Source organism: Qipengyuania rhodophyticola (genome assembly GCF_042493225.1).
GTDB lineage: Bacteria > Pseudomonadota > Alphaproteobacteria > Sphingomonadales > Sphingomonadaceae > Erythrobacter.
Genome location: NZ_CP170454.1, coordinates 2,786,104 through 2,801,988, shown reverse-complemented (window position 1 = coordinate 2,801,988; position 15,885 = coordinate 2,786,104). Strand labels below are relative to the sequence as shown.

At 57.4% G+C, this 15,885-nt stretch carries 13 protein-coding genes; 6 read left to right on the top strand and 7 right to left on the bottom strand.

Features of this window, described 5'->3' with window-relative positions:
• The first annotated feature begins 13 nt into the window (after positions 1-13).
• Complete coding sequence (locus tag ACFCXQ_RS13455; RefSeq protein WP_379551421.1) at positions 14-967, top strand: hypothetical protein; 954 nt, start codon at positions 14-16, stop codon at positions 965-967.
• A 17-nt stretch (positions 968-984) separates the two neighbouring features.
• Here the strand turns inward: ACFCXQ_RS13455 and ACFCXQ_RS13450 are convergent, their stop codons facing one another.
• Positions 985-2,199, bottom strand: coding sequence for a UbiH/UbiF/VisC/COQ6 family ubiquinone biosynthesis hydroxylase (locus ACFCXQ_RS13450; RefSeq protein ID WP_379551419.1), 1,215 nt, complete (start codon positions 2,197-2,199; stop codon positions 985-987).
• A gap of 64 nt (positions 2,200-2,263) precedes the next feature.
• On the opposite strand from ACFCXQ_RS13450, the gene ACFCXQ_RS13445 reads away from it, so the two are divergent.
• Positions 2,264-4,330: a protein-disulfide reductase DsbD family protein gene (locus ACFCXQ_RS13445; protein ID WP_379551417.1), complete on the top strand. Its 2,067-nt coding sequence runs from the start codon at positions 2,264-2,266 to the stop codon at positions 4,328-4,330.
• On the opposite strand, the gene ACFCXQ_RS13440 is transcribed toward ACFCXQ_RS13445, so the two are convergent.
• Positions 4,293-4,907, bottom strand: a complete 615-nt coding sequence (locus tag ACFCXQ_RS13440) for a hypothetical protein (RefSeq protein ID WP_379551415.1) — start codon at positions 4,905-4,907, stop codon at positions 4,293-4,295. The genes ACFCXQ_RS13445 and ACFCXQ_RS13440 overlap by 38 nt on opposite strands.
• On the bottom strand, positions 4,904-7,099 hold the full coding sequence (gene uvrB, locus ACFCXQ_RS13435) for an excinuclease ABC subunit UvrB (protein WP_379551413.1): 2,196 nt from the start codon (positions 7,097-7,099) through the stop codon (positions 4,904-4,906). The genes ACFCXQ_RS13440 and uvrB overlap by 4 nt, the downstream gene beginning before the upstream one ends.
• 150 nt (positions 7,100-7,249) lie before the next feature.
• On the opposite strand from uvrB, the gene ACFCXQ_RS13430 reads away from it, so the two are divergent.
• From ACFCXQ_RS13430 to ACFCXQ_RS13420, 3 genes are all read left to right on the top strand, one after another.
• Positions 7,250-7,783 carry a DUF3617 family protein gene (locus ACFCXQ_RS13430; protein WP_379551411.1) on the top strand — a complete coding sequence of 178 codons (534 nt, stop codon included), beginning with the start codon at positions 7,250-7,252 and terminating at the stop codon, positions 7,781-7,783.
• A gap of 113 nt (positions 7,784-7,896) precedes the next feature.
• Positions 7,897-8,667, top strand: a complete 771-nt coding sequence (locus ACFCXQ_RS13425) for an esterase/lipase family protein (RefSeq protein ID WP_379551409.1) — start codon at positions 7,897-7,899, stop codon at positions 8,665-8,667.
• A 435-nt stretch (positions 8,668-9,102) separates the two neighbouring features.
• Positions 9,103-9,705 carry a response regulator transcription factor gene (locus tag ACFCXQ_RS13420; RefSeq protein ID WP_379551407.1) on the top strand — a complete coding sequence of 201 codons (603 nt, stop codon included), beginning with the start codon at positions 9,103-9,105 and terminating at the stop codon, positions 9,703-9,705.
• Between the two features lie 68 nt (positions 9,706-9,773).
• Here ACFCXQ_RS13420 and ACFCXQ_RS13415 read toward each other — a convergent pair whose 3' ends face one another.
• From ACFCXQ_RS13415 to ACFCXQ_RS13400, 4 genes are all read right to left on the bottom strand, one after another.
• Complete coding sequence (locus tag ACFCXQ_RS13415) at positions 9,774-10,460, bottom strand: extensin family protein (RefSeq protein ID WP_379551405.1); 687 nt, start codon at positions 10,458-10,460, stop codon at positions 9,774-9,776.
• 35 nt (positions 10,461-10,495) lie between these two features.
• Complete coding sequence (locus ACFCXQ_RS13410) at positions 10,496-10,867, bottom strand: VOC family protein (protein WP_379551403.1); 372 nt, start codon at positions 10,865-10,867, stop codon at positions 10,496-10,498.
• 39 nt (positions 10,868-10,906) lie between these two features.
• Complete coding sequence (gene ggt, locus ACFCXQ_RS13405; protein WP_379551401.1) at positions 10,907-12,721, bottom strand: gamma-glutamyltransferase; 1,815 nt, start codon at positions 12,719-12,721, stop codon at positions 10,907-10,909.
• Between the two features lie 160 nt (positions 12,722-12,881).
• Positions 12,882-15,554 carry a TonB-dependent receptor plug domain-containing protein gene (locus ACFCXQ_RS13400; protein ID WP_379551399.1) on the bottom strand — a complete coding sequence of 891 codons (2,673 nt, stop codon included), beginning with the start codon at positions 15,552-15,554 and terminating at the stop codon, positions 12,882-12,884.
• A gap of 117 nt (positions 15,555-15,671) precedes the next feature.
• On the opposite strand from ACFCXQ_RS13400, the gene ACFCXQ_RS13395 reads away from it, so the two are divergent.
• Positions 15,672-15,851, top strand: coding sequence for a hypothetical protein (locus ACFCXQ_RS13395; RefSeq protein ID WP_379551397.1), 180 nt, complete (start codon positions 15,672-15,674; stop codon positions 15,849-15,851).
• The last annotated feature ends 34 nt before the right edge of the window (positions 15,852-15,885 follow it).

The following is a 15,885-nucleotide window of genomic DNA, read 5'->3' as shown; positions in this document are numbered from 1 at the left end:
TGAAGATGGGATAATGATGAGCGAATACCGAGCAAAACCACGCACCGGACCTTCGATTAAGCCAGTTCTTGCGGCCGTTGGAGCGTCGTTTCTCTTGGGCGGCGCGTTGGTCGGGCTCGGTGTCTATCAGTTTGGTGATCAATTCAGGGGCGAGACGCCTGCGTCAAGCTCTTCGGAAGAGTCTGCGGCGCTAGATTTGGCTGAAAACTCATCGGAGACAGAAGCCGCCGAAGAAGCGGGTGAGGCACCGGTTGCTGGCGCTCAGGACACGACTCAGGAAGTCGCGCAAGAAGCTGCTGAGCAGGCCGCGCAAGTGGCAGTCGAACGAGTTGAAGAGCAACAAGGGGGGCTTGATTCCCGGCTGGCAGCAGCGGAGCAAAGGCTGGCTAGGCTCGACCTTCAGGCCCAGGCAGCGGCGGGCAATGTCGCCCGTGCAGAGGGCTTGCTCATTGCCTTTGCCACACGGCGTGCACTGGAGCGAGGAGCGGAACTGGGCTTCCTTGCCGACCAATTGCGCCTGCGTTTTGGCGATGCTCTGCCCAATGCTGTTCGGACGATCATAGATTTTAGCCGCGATCCGGTGACCATGGATCAGCTTGTGGCTAGGCTCAACGGGCTGGCGCCGACATTGTCAGAGGCGGACAGCGAGTTTTCATGGGATACGTTCACCAGCGAATTGTCGCAATTGTTTGTGGTGCGCCGCGAAAGCACACCTTCACCGCAGCCTGAGCGCCGTCTCGAACGCGCACGTTTGTTCCTAGAGAGTGGGCGAGTGGATGCAGCTATTGAAGAGGTTCAAAAATTGCCCGGTGCAGAGAATGCCGAAGGGTGGCTTGCAGATGCAGGGCGATATGCCGCATCTCAGCGTGCTTTGGATTTAGTGGAAACCTCGGCCGTGCTCGAACCGCGTATGCTCCGCGATGGCGAGGGGGATACGATCCTCCAGCCGAGCATCGCAGAAGAGTAGCTTGCTCGCGCAGAAAATTAGGCTCGAAGCAGCTCTGGCAAATCGCCAGTCACGCCGCGCGCTTCGTCCATAAACCAGCTCTTAAGAACCGGTGTGCGCTGCACCGCGCTCATGCCAACGCGCCGGATCGCAGAGGCGGTTTTTCCGGGTACACCGAAGAGCCGTGTGAGCCCATCTGTCGCTAGTGCAACCATAAAACTGTCGAGCCCGCGCCAGCGCTCATAACGCTCCAGCAATTGCGCGTCGCCAAAGTCGAGGCCGAGCCGCGCGCCTTCGCACAATACTTCGACCAGCGCGCCAACATCGCGGAGCCCCAAGTTTAGGCCCTGTCCCGCTATCGGGTGAATACCATGCGCTGCGTCACCAATAAGCGCGAGCCTTTGATCAGTGATCTTTGCGGTGTGGTGGAACCCGAGCGGATAGGAGCTGCGCGTGCCGACCGAGGTGATTGCGCCGAACATGCCGCCCATTTGCGCCTCTACTTCGGCCAAAAATCCGCGGTCGGATAGCTTCAGCATGCCTGCCGCGTCGCTCTCATCCACCGTCCAGACAAGCGCGCTGCGATGAGTGCCGTCATCTTTGTCGAGCAGTGGCAGAAGCGCGAAAGGGCCATCCTCATAAAAAATTTCCCATGCAACGCCGTCATGCGATTTCTCATGCTCCAGCCCGGCGATGATTGCGCGGTGGCTATATTGCCAGTTCGCGATGGTGATGCCTGCTTGGTCGCGTGTGGGTGAGCCGCGCCCTTCCGCGGCGATCATAAGAGATCCCGCAAGCTTCCGTCCGTCAGCCAAGATCACGCTTACGCCAAATTCGTCGCGGTGGCGGCTGACGACTTCGGCGCTCGAATGCCAATCAATCAGCTCTTCTTTCGCCGCCTGATCGAACAAAGTAACCCGCAGCGTGCGGTTAGCGAACATCCTTCCAAGAGAGCCTTCATGCGGCTCCGGTTGGAAATCAATCTGCCCCGGCTTCATCTGGTCTGTCACGGCGATGCTGGAAATGGGGCAGCCATGTGGTTCGAGCGTGTCGGCAATGCCGATATTCTGGAACAGATTCCAGCTGGCCGTCGAAATGGCAGTGGCGCGTCCGTCAAATCCCTCAGCGGTCAAATCCGCTGGGTCCGCGCGGTCGATCACGTGGCTGGAGATGCCTTTGCGGGCAGCGGCGATGGCCAAAGTCATTCCAACGAGGCCGCCGCCAATGATTAGGAGATCGCGCTTGTCGGTCATAGATGCCACGTTCAAAGATGCCTCATTGCGCTTAGGATGTGTAAACCCTAGATCGCAACGCATTATGGTTGCAAGGATTTCAGCACAATTGCGCAGTGTATTTGCGGCATTCGCAGTGCTGTTTTTTGCATTGGGCGCGAGCCTTATGTCCGCGAGCGTATCCGCTCAGGAAGTTCGCTTTGGCGATGAGAACATTGCCGTTGAGCTGGTGGCCGATGGCCCGCCCGTCGCAGGCGAGGAATGGACGCTCGCCTTTCACTTCACCCCGATCTCGCGTGAGTGGCATGGTTATTGGTCGAACCCTGGTGATGCAGGGCTTGGGATGGGTCTGACTTGGGAGCTGCCTGAGGGCTGGGAAGTTGGAGAGGCGCTTTATCCCGTGCCTCAAAGGCTACTGATTTCTGAGCTGATGAACCATATTTACGAGGGGGAATATACAGTCCTTGTGCCGATACGCGTGCCGGAAAATGCTGATGTATCGACGGTCGATCCTATCACAGTCTTTGCCGAATATCTCGCCTGCACCGATGCGATTTGTGTGCCGCAGGATGCGCTGCTTGAGATTGATACTGCTAGGGCTATCACCGACCCGCGCATAGGTCGGTGGCGCGCCGAAATTGCCCCGCTGCTTGATCAGACGGGTAATTTTGCGCTGACAGGTGATGCGCTGCGTATTGCCCTCCCTCTGCCCGCTGCATTGGAAGTGGGCGAACCGCATGTGTTCATCGAGAACATTGATCTGGTCTCATACACCGGCGAACAGGGCTTTGCGCGGCTGGATGACACTTTGCTCGTCGAAATCCCGCTCGGCGCTGGGATCGCGCCTGAAGAACTCAGCGGCATCATTAGTTTTGGCAGCGAGACAGCTGAAGGCGTGCGTTTTGTTGCTGCGCCCGGCCTAGTGCCCACTGGCGGTGAGCCGATTGCGGGATCGATGCGCGAATTGCCGTCAGTATGGCTGGCGCTGGTGGGAGCGCTTGCTGGCGGATTGCTACTAAACATCATGCCTTGTGTGTTCCCGATTTTGAGCTTGAAAGCCCTGTCGCTGGCGAAGGCTGGCGGCAGCGAAGCAGAGGCACGGCGCGATGCGATTTTCTACACTGCCGGGGTCGTCCTCGCGTGTGTAGCGCTCGGCGCGCTGATGCTCGCATTGCGGGCGGCGGGTACACAAGTTGGTTGGGCATTCCAACTACAGGAGCCCGGCGTGGTGGTCGCGCTCTTGGTCCTCGCAGTGATCATTACAGCGAACTTCGGCGGCATATTTGAGCTGCCGACTGTCTCTACAGGTAACTCAGGCGGCGCAAGTAGCTTCGGCACCGGATTGCTGGCGGCCTTTGTGGCAACCCCTTGCACTGGACCATTTATGGCGGCGGCGATGGGTGCAGCTCTTTTGTTGCCAGAACCCATTGCACTGGCTCTGTTCGCGGCGCTCGGCCTTGGACTAGCCCTGCCGTTTCTCGCTTTGGGTTTTGTTCCCGCGCTACGTAGCAAGCTGCCCGCACCGGGCCCGTGGATGGAGCGGTTCCGGCAGATCATGGCGATCCCCATGGGCCTCACAGCGTTCGCACTAATATGGCTCGTCTCGCGCATCGGGGGGCAGGGCTTTGCGCTCACCGCTCTTGTGGTAGTATTCGGCGTTGTCATCGCGCTGTTTGTGGTCGGCAAATTGCAACGTAGCGGTAAACTTGCGTGGCCTGCGTTTGGCTTAGTTGCGGTGCCCTTTGCCCTGTTTGGCGCATTCGCATTGCCCGCGAGTTATTCCGGGGCGAGCACCGCAGACGCTGCTTCAATCCATGAACCCCTCGCCTTTAGCGAAGGCGCGCTGACCGAGGCACGCGCGTCAGGCGCTCCGGTGTTCATCTGGTTCACCGCTGATTGGTGTGTGACCTGTAAAGTCAATGAGCGCGTCGCGATTGAGCAGGAGGAAGTGCGTGCGGCATTTGAGGCGGCGGGCGTTGTCACAATTCGTGGGGATTGGACCCGGCGCGATGAGGCGATCACTCGCTTTCTGACCGCGCAAGGTGCAGCAGGCGTTCCGCTCTATCTCTGGTATCCAGCAGGCAGCGACGCGCCAGAGCAATTACCGCAGGTGCTTACTCCGGGGCTTCTGGCTGATCTTCCACAGAAGTAGGCAAAAGCTCTGCCTCGATAGCGCCCTCCAATACTGGTGCGGCAAGCCCTCGACATTGCGCGATAAAGGCGCCGGGCGCAGTGCTCGGATTAAAGACAATCGTGCCTGCTCCCGGAATGGTCGCTTCCACTTCGCGCGCGCCAGTTAGAACTTCGAGATCGGGGCTGTCGGCGGGCACTGAGCCGCGCCAGATCCAGTCGCCCTCCCGCCGCTCCGCAGCATCGATGTGAATGCGGGTAACATGGCTGTTGCCGATCAGGGAAAGCACAGCCTTTGCCTCAGCGTCAGCGGTTGCAAGTCGCTCATATTCGATGCGCTTGCCGTCCTCTTCCGTTCCTTCCACGCAAGTGAGCGCGAATAATGCGCGCTCACCGGGCATGCCGTACATTAGACGATCCTGCTGCGGGCTTTGCGCCCAAAAAGCACCCGTGGTGTCAGGCGAATCCAATGGAGTGGATGGCATGGTGATTTGGCGGGGCTCTTCGCCCGTCGCCATCTCCTCGGTCGCGGGCGGTTTGCATGCGGTAGTCAAAACTAGCGGCGCAAGGCTTGTCGCCAAAACTAGCGGCCCTCTCACGGTTTGCCGCCCATAAATTTCGTGCGCTTCTTGCCATAGCGTGTCTTGCGCGTGCCGGGGCGACCCGCGTCGGAGCGGCCCACTTTGGGCGCTTTCTTCTCGGTGTCCGGTAGCCCAAGCTCGTCATTTTCCAAGCGGCGGATTTCATCGCGCAGGCGGCCCGCCTCTTCAAACTCGAGGTTCGCGGCGGCATCGCGCATCCGCTTCTCTAGGTCTTCAATGTAGGCGCGCAAATTGTGGCCGACGAGGTTGTTGACCTTATCATCGCCAGTGTCGACCGTAACACTGTCTTGGCTGGCTGTGTCGGCAACAATATCGGCGATGTCGCGCTTGATCGTCTGCGGTGTGATGCCGTGTTCTTCATTATAGGCACGCTGTTTTTCACGCCGCCGATCCGTCTCGGCCATCGCGCGCTCCATACTGCCGGTGATCCGGTCGGCATAGAGAATGACCTTGCCATCGACATTACGCGCCGCGCGGCCAATCGTCTGGATTAGGGACGTCTCGCTGCGCAGGAAGCCTTCCTTATCCGCATCAAGAATCGCCACTAGCCCGCATTCTGGAATGTCGAGCCCTTCGCGCAGCAGGTTGATCCCGATAAGCACATCGTAGACACCCAACCTAAGATCACGGATCAGCTCAATGCGCTCCAGCGTTTCAACGTCGGAGTGCATATAGCGCACGCGCACGCCCGCCTCATGCATAAATTCCGTGAGGTCTTCCGCCATCCGCTTGGTCAGCGTGGTGACGAGCGTGCGGTAGCCCTTCTTTGCGGTCGCGAGACATTCCTGAATGCAATCCTGCACTTGATCCTCAACCGGGCGGATTTCGACTGGCGGGTCGATCAGGCCGGTGGGGCGAATCACTTGCTCGGCAAAGACGCCTCCGGTCTGCTCCATCTCCCAAATACCCGGAGTAGCAGACACTGCGACCGTTTGCGGGCGCATTGCGTCCCATTCGTTGAATCGTAGCGGACGGTTGTCGATGCAGCTGGGCAGCCGGAACCCGTGTTCTGCGAGCGTGATTTTGCGACGGTGATCGCCCTTTGACATGGCGCCGATTTGCGGCACAGTCTGGTGGCTTTCATCGACAAAGAGCAGCGCGTTTTCTGGTAGATATTCAAACAGCGTCGGTGGCGGCTCACCCGGCAGTCGGCCCGTTAGGAAGCGCGAATAATTCTCGATCCCTGCACAGCTACCTGTTGCCGCGATCATCTCAAGGTCGAAGTTGGTGCGCTGTTCCAATCGCTGATGCTCCAGCAATCTGCCTTCCGCCTCCAACTCTTTCAGGCGTTCTTGCAGCTCAAACTTTATGGCCTCGCTAGCCTGCTTCATAGTCGGGCCGGGCGTCACATAGTGCGAATTGGCATAGACTCGGACCTTGTCGAGGCTCGCACCCTTCTGGCCGGTCAGTGGATCAAACTCGCTAATCTCCTCAATGTCATCACCGAAGAAACTGATGCGCCAAGCCATGTCTTCATAGTGGCTGGGGAAGAGTTCCAGATTGTCGCCGCGCACACGGAAGGTGCCGCGTTGGAAAGCTGCATCATTGCGTTTGTATTGAAGCGCGACGAGCTTGCGGATGAGCTCGCGCTGATCGACGCTTTCGTCCTTCTTTATGTCGAAGATCATTGCCGAATAGGTTTCAACCGATCCAATACCGTAAAGGCAAGAAACGGACGCCACGATAATCACATCATCACGTTCCAGAAGAGAACGCGTTGCCGAGTGACGCATGCGGTCAATCGCCTCGTTTACGCTCGACTCTTTTTCGATGTAGGTGTCGGAGCGCGGGACGTATGCTTCGGGCTGATAATAGTCGTAATAGCTGACGAAATACTCGACTGCATTGTTTGGGAAAAAGCTTTTGAACTCGCCATATAATTGCGCGGCGAGGATTTTGTTCGGCGCAAGGATGAGGGCAGGGCGCTGCAATTCCTCAATACATTTGGCCATGGTGAAGGTCTTGCCAGAACCGGTCACGCCGAGCAGCGTCTGCGTCTTTTCGTCCTCGAGCGCGGAGCTCACTAGCTCCTTAATCGCAGTCGGCTGGTCTCCGGCTGGCTGATAATCCGACACAAGTTCAAAGGCGCGCCCGCCGTCGCTCTTTTCGGGCCTTGCGGGTTTGTGCGGTACGAAGTCGCCGCTTGTATCGGGCTCATCCAGCCCGCGCCTGATCACCAATTCTGACATGGCTGTCCATATGCGGGTGACAAGCGCGCTTGTGAAGTGGTTGCGGGCGCTATACTCCGCTTACTGAACAAAGCCGGTCGCAGGCGTATGACTTTCTGAGCACATTTCACTGGCCTGTATTCTGGGCCGATTTAACTGAGGGTTGGGATTATGAAACGGATTTTGGGTGTTGCAGCAATGGCGGTCGTCTTGACCGCTTGTTCGAGCGAAACCGATGCGGATACAGATGGCGATGGCACGGTATCTCAAGAAGAAATGGCGGCCGCGGCGCAAGATGCGATCAAGCCTGAGCCTGGGCAGTACCGCTCGACCGTGAAGATGGTTGAGGTCGATATCCCTGGCGCACCGCCTGAAGCCGTCGAAATGATGCAAAGCGGAATGGGCGAGCAAACTCAGGAAAGCTGCATGACCGAGGAAGATGCGGCCAAGGGCTTTGAAGAAATGGCCAAGGGCACTCAGAACGGCGATTGCACGACCAACAAGTTTGTCGTGAACGGCGGCGATATTGATGCGGAAATGACCTGCGCAGTGCCGGGCCAAGGCGAAATGAAAATGACCATGGACGGCAGCGGCACCAGCACCAGCATGGACATGACCATGACTATGGAAGGTGAGATCCCCGGTATGGGCGATGCTAGGATGGTTATGAACGTCCAAAGTGAGCGCATCGGCGACTGTAGCTAAGCCGCCCACTAAGCACGCAAAATCGAGTTAACGCTGGGCGGCGGCTTTGGCCGCATTATGACTGCGTGTGCAATCATCTGGCGTTAAGCTCTATGGTCTAATATTGTAGTTCTATGGCAGATACTGCGGTAAATGACACAGAAACGAAACGTTCGGCCCGCGAGGAGCTTGCGCGGCGGTGGGCGCTCGCAAGCGAGCCGCGTCCTGATGATGCCGGTGGGCCGCGCGCGGCTTTACTGCTGAACGAGATCACCTGGGTGGCCGACCCGATCAAGCGGATATTCAACCCGCTGGTCGTTGCACCGGCAAAATCTCCAAAAACTGTCATGCTGTTGCCCGGGTTTGGCTCGCATCCGCGGCGCATGCGGCATTTGGCGCAAACTATGAAAGCGGCGGGGCACGTCGCGCGCCATTGGGGCATGGGCTTTAATTTAGGTGCGACAGCTGAACGTTTCGAGGCAGTTGAGCAGCGTTTATGCGAAATCCATGAAGAGGCGGGCGAACCGATCGTCTTGGTTGGCTGGAGCCTGGGCGGCGTGATTGCACGTGAGTTGGCGAAACGTCATCCAGAGAAGGTCTGCAAAGTACTAACTCTTGGCTCGCCATTTTCTGGGTCACCCCGAGCCAACAATGGCTGGCGCGCGTATCAGGCGATCGCCGGCCATCGCGTCGATCAGCCGGAAGTAGACGCGGAGCCCGCTGAAAAGCCACCAGTCGAGACCATCGCATTCTGGAGCCCGATGGACGGTGTAGTCCTTCCACGCAGCGCGCGCGGCCGCGAAGGCGAACGTGATCGGGAAATCTCGGTACGCTGCACGCATATGGGCTTTGTTGAGGCGCCAGAAGCTGTCCAAGCGGTGCTGCGAGAGCTGGATAACGACTAGTTTCCCGTTGCTAAGGGCAATTTTCTAAGCAAACTGCGTATAATATGCGAAGTATTGCTTGATAAGTTTTACGTAATGATTCGCCGCAATGTGAGTCTTGGTAATATTACCTAAAATTGCTCCAGCGCGCGAAGTGTTACGAGGGTTTTACGGAAATATCCGTGAAAGTGCCTCCGCTATGGATATTCATATCTCTCTGAAATAAAATAGATACTTTCTAGTAATTTTACCTATCAATTAGGTCCCAAATGGAGCTTTCATCGCTCGCTTTTGACGCTCTCAAATGACGTCATGTCTCTCCCACAGGAGGGCAACATGAAAGCAAGCGAAACGATACACATAGTAGATGCCTCTAGCCGAGCTCGCGCTGAACAATCCCGTATGGTCTATGAAATTGGGTGTCATTGCGAGGTCTATAGCGACACTAGTGAATTTATGATCCGCCCGCCGGAACGCGGGGTTGTACTCGTGAATGAAGATGATGAACCCGGCAAAGCTGGCCATATCTTGCGTTTGTTGGCGCGATATGGGCGGTGGCTGCCCTTTGTCGCGACAAGCCATGACCCCAAGGCCGACAATATTGTCAGTGCAATCCACGATGGCGTTTTTGACTATCTGCCCTTGCCGCTGACGGCACCGATGCTGGCGCGGTCACTTGATAAGATCCGCGATGAAGTGGCTGCACACGGCGAAGTCCGACGCCGCGTTATTGAAGCGCGCAAGCGGATCTCTCGCCTGACAACGCGCGAAAGCGAAGTGCTCGATTGGCTTGCGCGCGGACGTAGCAACAAGATGATTGCGCGTGAGCTTGGCATTAGCCCGCGAACCGTCGAGATTCACCGTGCGAACATGATGGCGAAGATTGGCGCCAATCATTCCGCACAGGCGGTGCGCTTCTCGATTGAGGCGAAGCTTGCCGCTCCCACGGGTGCATTGATGGCCCGGGATGAAGCAGGCGCAGTTAGTCAGCGGTCAAACGTACGACCTGATGAACGCATGCAGGCCCCGTCAGAGGCAGCCCAGGGCATCCCCGCCTAAGCATAAGGGGTGCCTAAACGAATATCCTCCCCCCTGCGATGGGAGCCGGCGTCGCGATACATTCGGCTCTAGCGGCAAAAGCTCCCATCGCCTTGTTCTAAGTGGAAGTGATCCTTGTGCGCCTGATTATAGTCTGGCCCGAGCACGGTTCCAAAGCGCTTGCAGGCGCTGCGGTGGACGATCCGCAGGAATTCTCGCTCTTCACGTGTGCCGCCGTCCCAATCGCTGCTTAGCGTGATGCGTCTTCCGTCTGCGAGGACGAATGCACTCACATCAATTGCTTCGGCCCGTGAATGGGCTGAGCGGCGCGTACTGCCCGCGACATTGCGGCAGGAATAGCTTCCCATTGTTTCGATGCGCGCCAATTCGCTCCCCAAAATTTGCCGTGCTGCGCGATCAACCCCGTAGCGTGCCCAGCTCGCGAATTTATTGGCAAGCGGGCAGGCAACCGGACCCAGATTGCTGAGGTCAAAGTCGCTGCGGTCGCCGCGAAGGGCGCTTAACTGCACAGTGTTTCGTGTGGCGCAGCCATTGCCGTAATATCTGTCCGGCAAGGGTGAATAGCGCGTGCCGCTGTCGCCAAGCTGGGCGAGGCATTGCCGCGTCTCGGCGTTTTGCTGCGCGGGCAGGGCAGTTTGCGTTGTGGTTGGGCGGTCGACATTCCGCGAGCCCGGCAAAGCCCCGCAAGCGCTCAAAGAAAGCGCGGCGAAAGTCATGAGGGCTAGCTTGTGCATCGCGCTATTTTGCCCAGCCATGCTGAACATTTCCAGAATCGCGAGACCCGTGAAGCTTACTCGGGCGCTTCAACCTGCTGCCATAACTCAATCTTCACGCCATTGGGGTCGAGCAGCCAAGCAAATTTGCCATAGCCCTCGTCAACGCTGTCGAGCACATCAATGCCCTTATCTTTGAGCTGGGTGACCATGCCATCGAGATCGTCGACACGCAGATTGATCATGAAGCCGCCTTTGCCTGGCTTGATGTAACCATCGTCTTTGAAATGACTGATCAGGGAGTAAGGCTTGTCGCCGGTTTCCTCTGACCAGTTCAATTGCGGGCCATACTCGCCATCAATGCCCAGCGTTTCGCGATACCATTCTCGCGTCGCCTCCGGGTCTGCCGCGACATAGAAAACGCCGCCCAATCCAGTCACTTTTGCCATTGCACTCTCCTCGCCTGCTCAATTTGAGTTTATCCCATCTCAGTAGCCTTGCGCTTGCCCATCCTTGCGCATTTCGGTTGCGCCGGTGAGCACACCAGTTTCTGGGTCGCGGGCAATCGCCTGATACCCGCCGAACATAATGCCGTTGCTAACCACTCGGACATTGTGGCCCATGGCCTTGAGTGCTTCGACTGTCTCATCGGGAATACCCGGTTCGACATTCAGCACACCAAGATTGTCATCAATCGGTCCGGCAAGGCTGTCTGTTGGCTGGCGTCCGCCATCATGATTGATGCGTGCGGCATCGCCCGCCTCTTGCAAATTCATGCCATAATCGACGATGTTGATCAGCACCTGCACATGGCCTTGCGGCTGCATGCCGCCGCCCATCAGTCCCAGCGTCATAAAGGGTTTGCCATCCTTTTTCACGAAGGCCGGGATGATCGTATGGAAGGGGCGCTTGCCCGGTTCATAGGCGTTCGGATGGTCCGCATCGAGGCTGAATAGCTCGCCGCGATCCTGAAACATAAAGCCAAGCCCGTCCGGAGTTAGGCCGCCGCCCATGCCGCGATAGTTCGATTGGATGAGGCTGACCATCAGGCCATCGCCATCGACCACGGTGAGATAGGTCGTGTCGCCAGGCCCTTCGAGCTTGGGCTCGGGCGCAGGCTCCCCTGCTTCAAATTCCGGGGTCGCTTTTGCCGGGTCAATCAGGTCGAACCGTTTTTTGCCGTATGCATCCGTCAGCAGATCCATCGGGAATGGCGAGAAGTCGATGTCAGCATAGAAGCGCGCGACGTCAGCATGGGCGAGCCGTTTTGCTTCGGTGATGTAGTGGATCACTTCAGGGCTGCCGCGCTCCCATTGCGATAAGTCCACATTCTTGAGGATGTTGACCATTTGCAGCGCCGCAAAACCCTGGCCATTTGGTGGTAGCTCGCACAGCTCATAGCCGTCTTTATACTCGACGCAGGCAGGCTCGACCCAATCGCTGGTGTGGCTCGCAAAATCCTCCAAAGTGTATGCGCTGCCTTGACGCTGGAGGTAGTCTACCATCACTTCCGCCAGATCACCTTCGTAAAAGACATCGCGACCCTCGCGCGCAATCGCGGTGAGAGTAGAGGCAAGGTCAGGGTTTTTGAACATCTCGCCGGCCTTGGGTGCACCATTCGCAAACCACGTCTCGCGCGCATTGGAAAAGTCGAACGGCGTGCTTTCGAGCCGCCGTTCATAGGCGCGTAAGCTGCGGTCGAGATACATTGCAATGACCGGGGCGACTGGGTGCCCTTCTTCGGCATAGCGAATGGTCGGTGTCAGGATCATGTCCATCGGCATGTAGCCAAAGCGGCCATGCATTTCGAACCACGCGTCGACCGTGCCGGGGATGGTCACCGGGAGCGGGCCGACAGCGGGCAGGGCATCGGCCCCGTCCAGCTTCTCTTTAAGCTGCGCGAGCGTCTGGCCCTTGGGAGAGCGGCCGGAGCCATTGATGCCGTGCAGCTTTCCGGTCTTAGGGTCGTAAATGATCGCATAGAGATCGCCGCCAATACCATTGCCGGTTGGCTCCATCAGGCCAAGCGCAGCATTTGCGCCAATTGCGGCGTCCACTGCATTGCCGCCCGATTGCAGAATGTTGAGCGCGATTTGCGTCGCGATAGGATGCGCGGTTGCGGCCATGCCATTGCGGGCCATCACCGGGCTGCGCGACCAATTTGCACCAACCGGCCTTCCGCCTGCGCCGATTTGCTCCTCGACGGGGCGCATTTCGGGCTGCGCGTTGGCGTCGCTCTCTTGCGCGATGGCCGGTGTGGAAACAGTGACCAGCAGCGCGGCGGTGATAGCTGTGAAGCGCATTTTATTCTCCTGCGACGTGACGCGTTCGTGCTTGGCTTAAGGCCGCGTGGCACAGGGGGCAAGGCGTACCGCCGGAGAGTGCGCAAAAGAAAAGGCCCCGAGCATGTTACTGCCCGGAGCCTTCCTGTTTCAGTTTCGCTCGCGCGATGATGCGATAAGCTTAGAACTCGCCAGTCAGACCAACGGTGAACAATGCACCGCGCGGGTCATGAACTCGGCTGTCAAAACCGCCATTGGTTGCGACAACTGGCGGGAGTTCGTTGAACACGTTGCGCGCACCAACGGTCAGACGGATCAGCTTATCACGATCAAAGAACTCATTGATCGCGACGCTGTATTGCACATCGACCCGGAAGTCAGAATCAATGTCCGCGCCGCCATTCTGGTCATCAAGATAGCTATCAATGTAGCGACCAAAGATGTTGAGGGAGTGCGCGCCCGTTTCAAACTGAAGCCCGGCGTTGAAACGCAGCTCAGGCGTTGGTGAGCCGAAGTTCGTGAAGTTACGATTGCCAGCACCGTCGATCACAGCGCCGCCCACCGAAGTCTGCAGTTCGTAATCGAATACGTAGCTACCTTCAAAGCTTGGCGTGATCGTTCCGAACGCCGCATCGATCGCATAACGGACCGAGAAGTCGACGCCCGAAGTTTGCACGCTAGCAGCATTCACGTAGCTGTTGTTGACCTGAATGATCGTGCCTGCTGGGCTACGAACAATGTTCGGACCATTTGGATCAGCGTTCACAATTGACTGCGCGGCTGTTTGCACAATCGCATCGTCAAATTCGAAATTGTAGTAGTCGGCACTGATTTCCAAACCGCTGATTGGATTGACGGTCGCGCCAATATTGTAAGCGGTGGAGGATTCAGGGGTCAGCGCAGCGTTGCCCACAGCACGGACTGCGACAAATGCATTTGCCCCGCCATTTGCAGGATCAGAGACCTGCTGAAGCGTAGTTGACTGACCTTGCAGCTGGAAAGTCGATGGCGCGCGGAACGAGGTTGAATAAGAACCCCGCAGCGAGAGCCAATCGGTAGGCCGCGCGAGCAGCGCGATCTTTGGATCGAGTGTGTCGCCGCCATCGGCACCGTAATCCTCAAACCGCAGTGCCAATTGCACGTCGAGCCAATCAGTGATTGGTGCCGCGACTTCGCCGTAGATGGCATAGACATCTTGCGAACCTGCGAAGGCTTGCTCGCCAATCAGGAAGGCAAAACCATCACGGTCAGAGATATCGTCGAAAGTCGCCGAAATCTTCTGTTCGCGATATTGCACGCCAACTGCAATGCCGAGCGGCCCAGCAGGCAGCTCAAACAGCTCGCCAGAAACAAAAGCTTCAGCAACGAGCAACTCAGACTCGCGGTTGGAAGTCGCGAATTCAGTGATGTAATCGAGCAGCGCAGCGTTTGCGTTTGTTCCGCCAGCCAGGGCCGTCGCAAATGGGTTGAAGAATGTTCCATCCGCAGGGATTACCGCACCATTGTCGGTCAGGTTGGGGTTGCTCGCAGTACAATCAAGCCCGGTTGCCGCGTTAAACGCTGGGCTCGCATTGAAGCCGCGCAGTGCGCAAGCGAAGCGGTCCGTAACTGTGTCTTCGGTGTTTGCGGTGAAGTTATTATCAGCAAAGGTCAGGCTGACATTCCAGAGGCCATTTTGAAGGAAGCTGGTGTCAAAATCACCTTCAAGCGATGTTGCAACGCGGAACGTCGTAGACTCGAACGAGGCAGGCGAAACTTCGCCGCCGGTACCGCTGGCACGGCCGAAGAAGACCACATTTGCACCAAACGGATTGTTTGGGTTGAATGTTGGAACAACTGCCTGGCCCAATTGAAGGAATGGGAACGTTGGTGAGTTGCCGCGGACGGCTTCATTGTCAGAATAACCGACTTCGGCACTGAACCGCACGCGGTCAGAAAGGTCGGCATCTGCTGAGGCGAATAGCGTTAGGCGCTGTTCGTCTGGGACCAAGTTAAAGAACTCGCCAAAGTCAAAGCCGCAGAACGGGCCCAGCGGGATACCCCCTCCGGCCACGCAATCTGGATCAGGTGTCGGCCCAGGTGTGAAGAATGTGCCAGGATTACCAAGGGCCGAGGTGTCATCAGCTGGCTGTGAAAGGCGGCGCTCTGCAGTTGTCAGCGGCGAACGATCGACATAGCTGGCGGCAGTCAGCAAGTTCAGATCGCCGAACTGGAAGCCTGCGAGGCCCTGAATATTGTATTCGCTATAATCGCCGAAGCCGAGGTGCTCGGTATATTCGCCCGAAACAAGGAAGCCCTCGTAATTGTCGCGCGTGATGAAGTTGACCACACCGGCCACCGCGTCCGAGCCATAAAGCGACGACGCGCCGTCTTTCAGGATCTCGACGCGCTCAACTGCGATCAGCGGAACAAGCGAGCTGGTATCGACAAAGTTGATGCCATCATTGGTAGGGGATGAGGAGAGCGTCTGGCGCTTGCCGTTGAGCAAAATGAGTGTCGAAGCAACACCAAGACCGCGCAGGTTGATATTGGAAGTACCGGTAGTGCCGCCTTGCGTAAAGGCGTCCGGGTTGTTTTGCGCGCCGCTGTTTATGGTCAGCGACTGAGTAATCTCGCCAATGTTCTGCGCGCCGATGTCAGCAATTGCTTCGCTGCCAACTGTCGCGAGAGGCGATGCAAGATCAGCCTGTGATTGGCGGCGGATGCGTGAGCCGGTCACCAGAATTGTGTTTTCGGCCGTTTCCACTTCGGTGTTGGAAGGAGCAGCGACAGGATCCTGCGCCAAGGTGGGGACGGACATAATGAGCGCAGTTGTTGCGCAGGACAGTTTAAACGCCGATTTTGCGTAGATCATGGGGTTCTCCTCTAACCTTATATTCGCGCCGCCATCTCTCTTGGCGTGGGGTGCGCACGATATAACAAGCGCTTAGAACGCAAATCCTAAGCAAGGTGTAAACGCTATTCTTGATTGATGAAGCTCGCCAGCATTTTCAGTGCGCCGCTCGCGAAAACGCAAAAACGTCACATTTCAGCCACAGGTAGCATTGTGCAACTTAGTCTGTCTGTTGAGTTTGGTCTTCCCATGCTGATGTGGCCGCCAGATCTCTCGCAGGCGCAGCAGAAGAACCTGCTTGACCATTTGGCCGCATAACCACACCACGCTTTTGCGCTATGCCATCACCTTT

Bases quoted from the DNA above. Each gene is read 5' to 3' on its own strand.
- ACFCXQ_RS13425 (WP_379551409.1), top strand. From the start codon at position 7,897: ATGGCAGATACTGCGGTAAATGACACAGAAACGAAACGTTCGGCCCGC.
- ACFCXQ_RS13395 (WP_379551397.1), top strand. From the start codon at position 15,672: ATGAAGCTCGCCAGCATTTTCAGTGCGCCGCTCGCGAAAACGCAAAAA.
- ACFCXQ_RS13450 (WP_379551419.1), bottom strand. From the start codon at position 2,199: ATGACCGACAAGCGCGATCTCCTAATCATTGGCGGCGGCCTCGTTGGA.
- ACFCXQ_RS13410 (WP_379551403.1), bottom strand. From the start codon at position 10,867: ATGGCAAAAGTGACTGGATTGGGCGGCGTTTTCTATGTCGCGGCAGAC.
- ACFCXQ_RS13430 (WP_379551411.1), top strand. From the start codon at position 7,250: ATGAAACGGATTTTGGGTGTTGCAGCAATGGCGGTCGTCTTGACCGCT.
- ACFCXQ_RS13415 (WP_379551405.1), bottom strand. From the start codon at position 10,460: ATGGCTGGGCAAAATAGCGCGATGCACAAGCTAGCCCTCATGACTTTC.
- uvrB (WP_379551413.1), bottom strand. From the start codon at position 7,099: ATGTCAGAATTGGTGATCAGGCGCGGGCTGGATGAGCCCGATACAAGC.
- ACFCXQ_RS13400 (WP_379551399.1), bottom strand. From the start codon at position 15,554: ATGATCTACGCAAAATCGGCGTTTAAACTGTCCTGCGCAACAACTGCG.
- ggt (WP_379551401.1), bottom strand. From the start codon at position 12,721: ATGCGCTTCACAGCTATCACCGCCGCGCTGCTGGTCACTGTTTCCACA.
- ACFCXQ_RS13455 (WP_379551421.1), top strand. From the start codon at position 14: ATGATGAGCGAATACCGAGCAAAACCACGCACCGGACCTTCGATTAAG.
- ACFCXQ_RS13420 (WP_379551407.1), top strand. From the start codon at position 9,103: ATGATCCGCCCGCCGGAACGCGGGGTTGTACTCGTGAATGAAGATGAT.
- ACFCXQ_RS13445 (WP_379551417.1), top strand. From the start codon at position 2,264: ATGGTTGCAAGGATTTCAGCACAATTGCGCAGTGTATTTGCGGCATTC.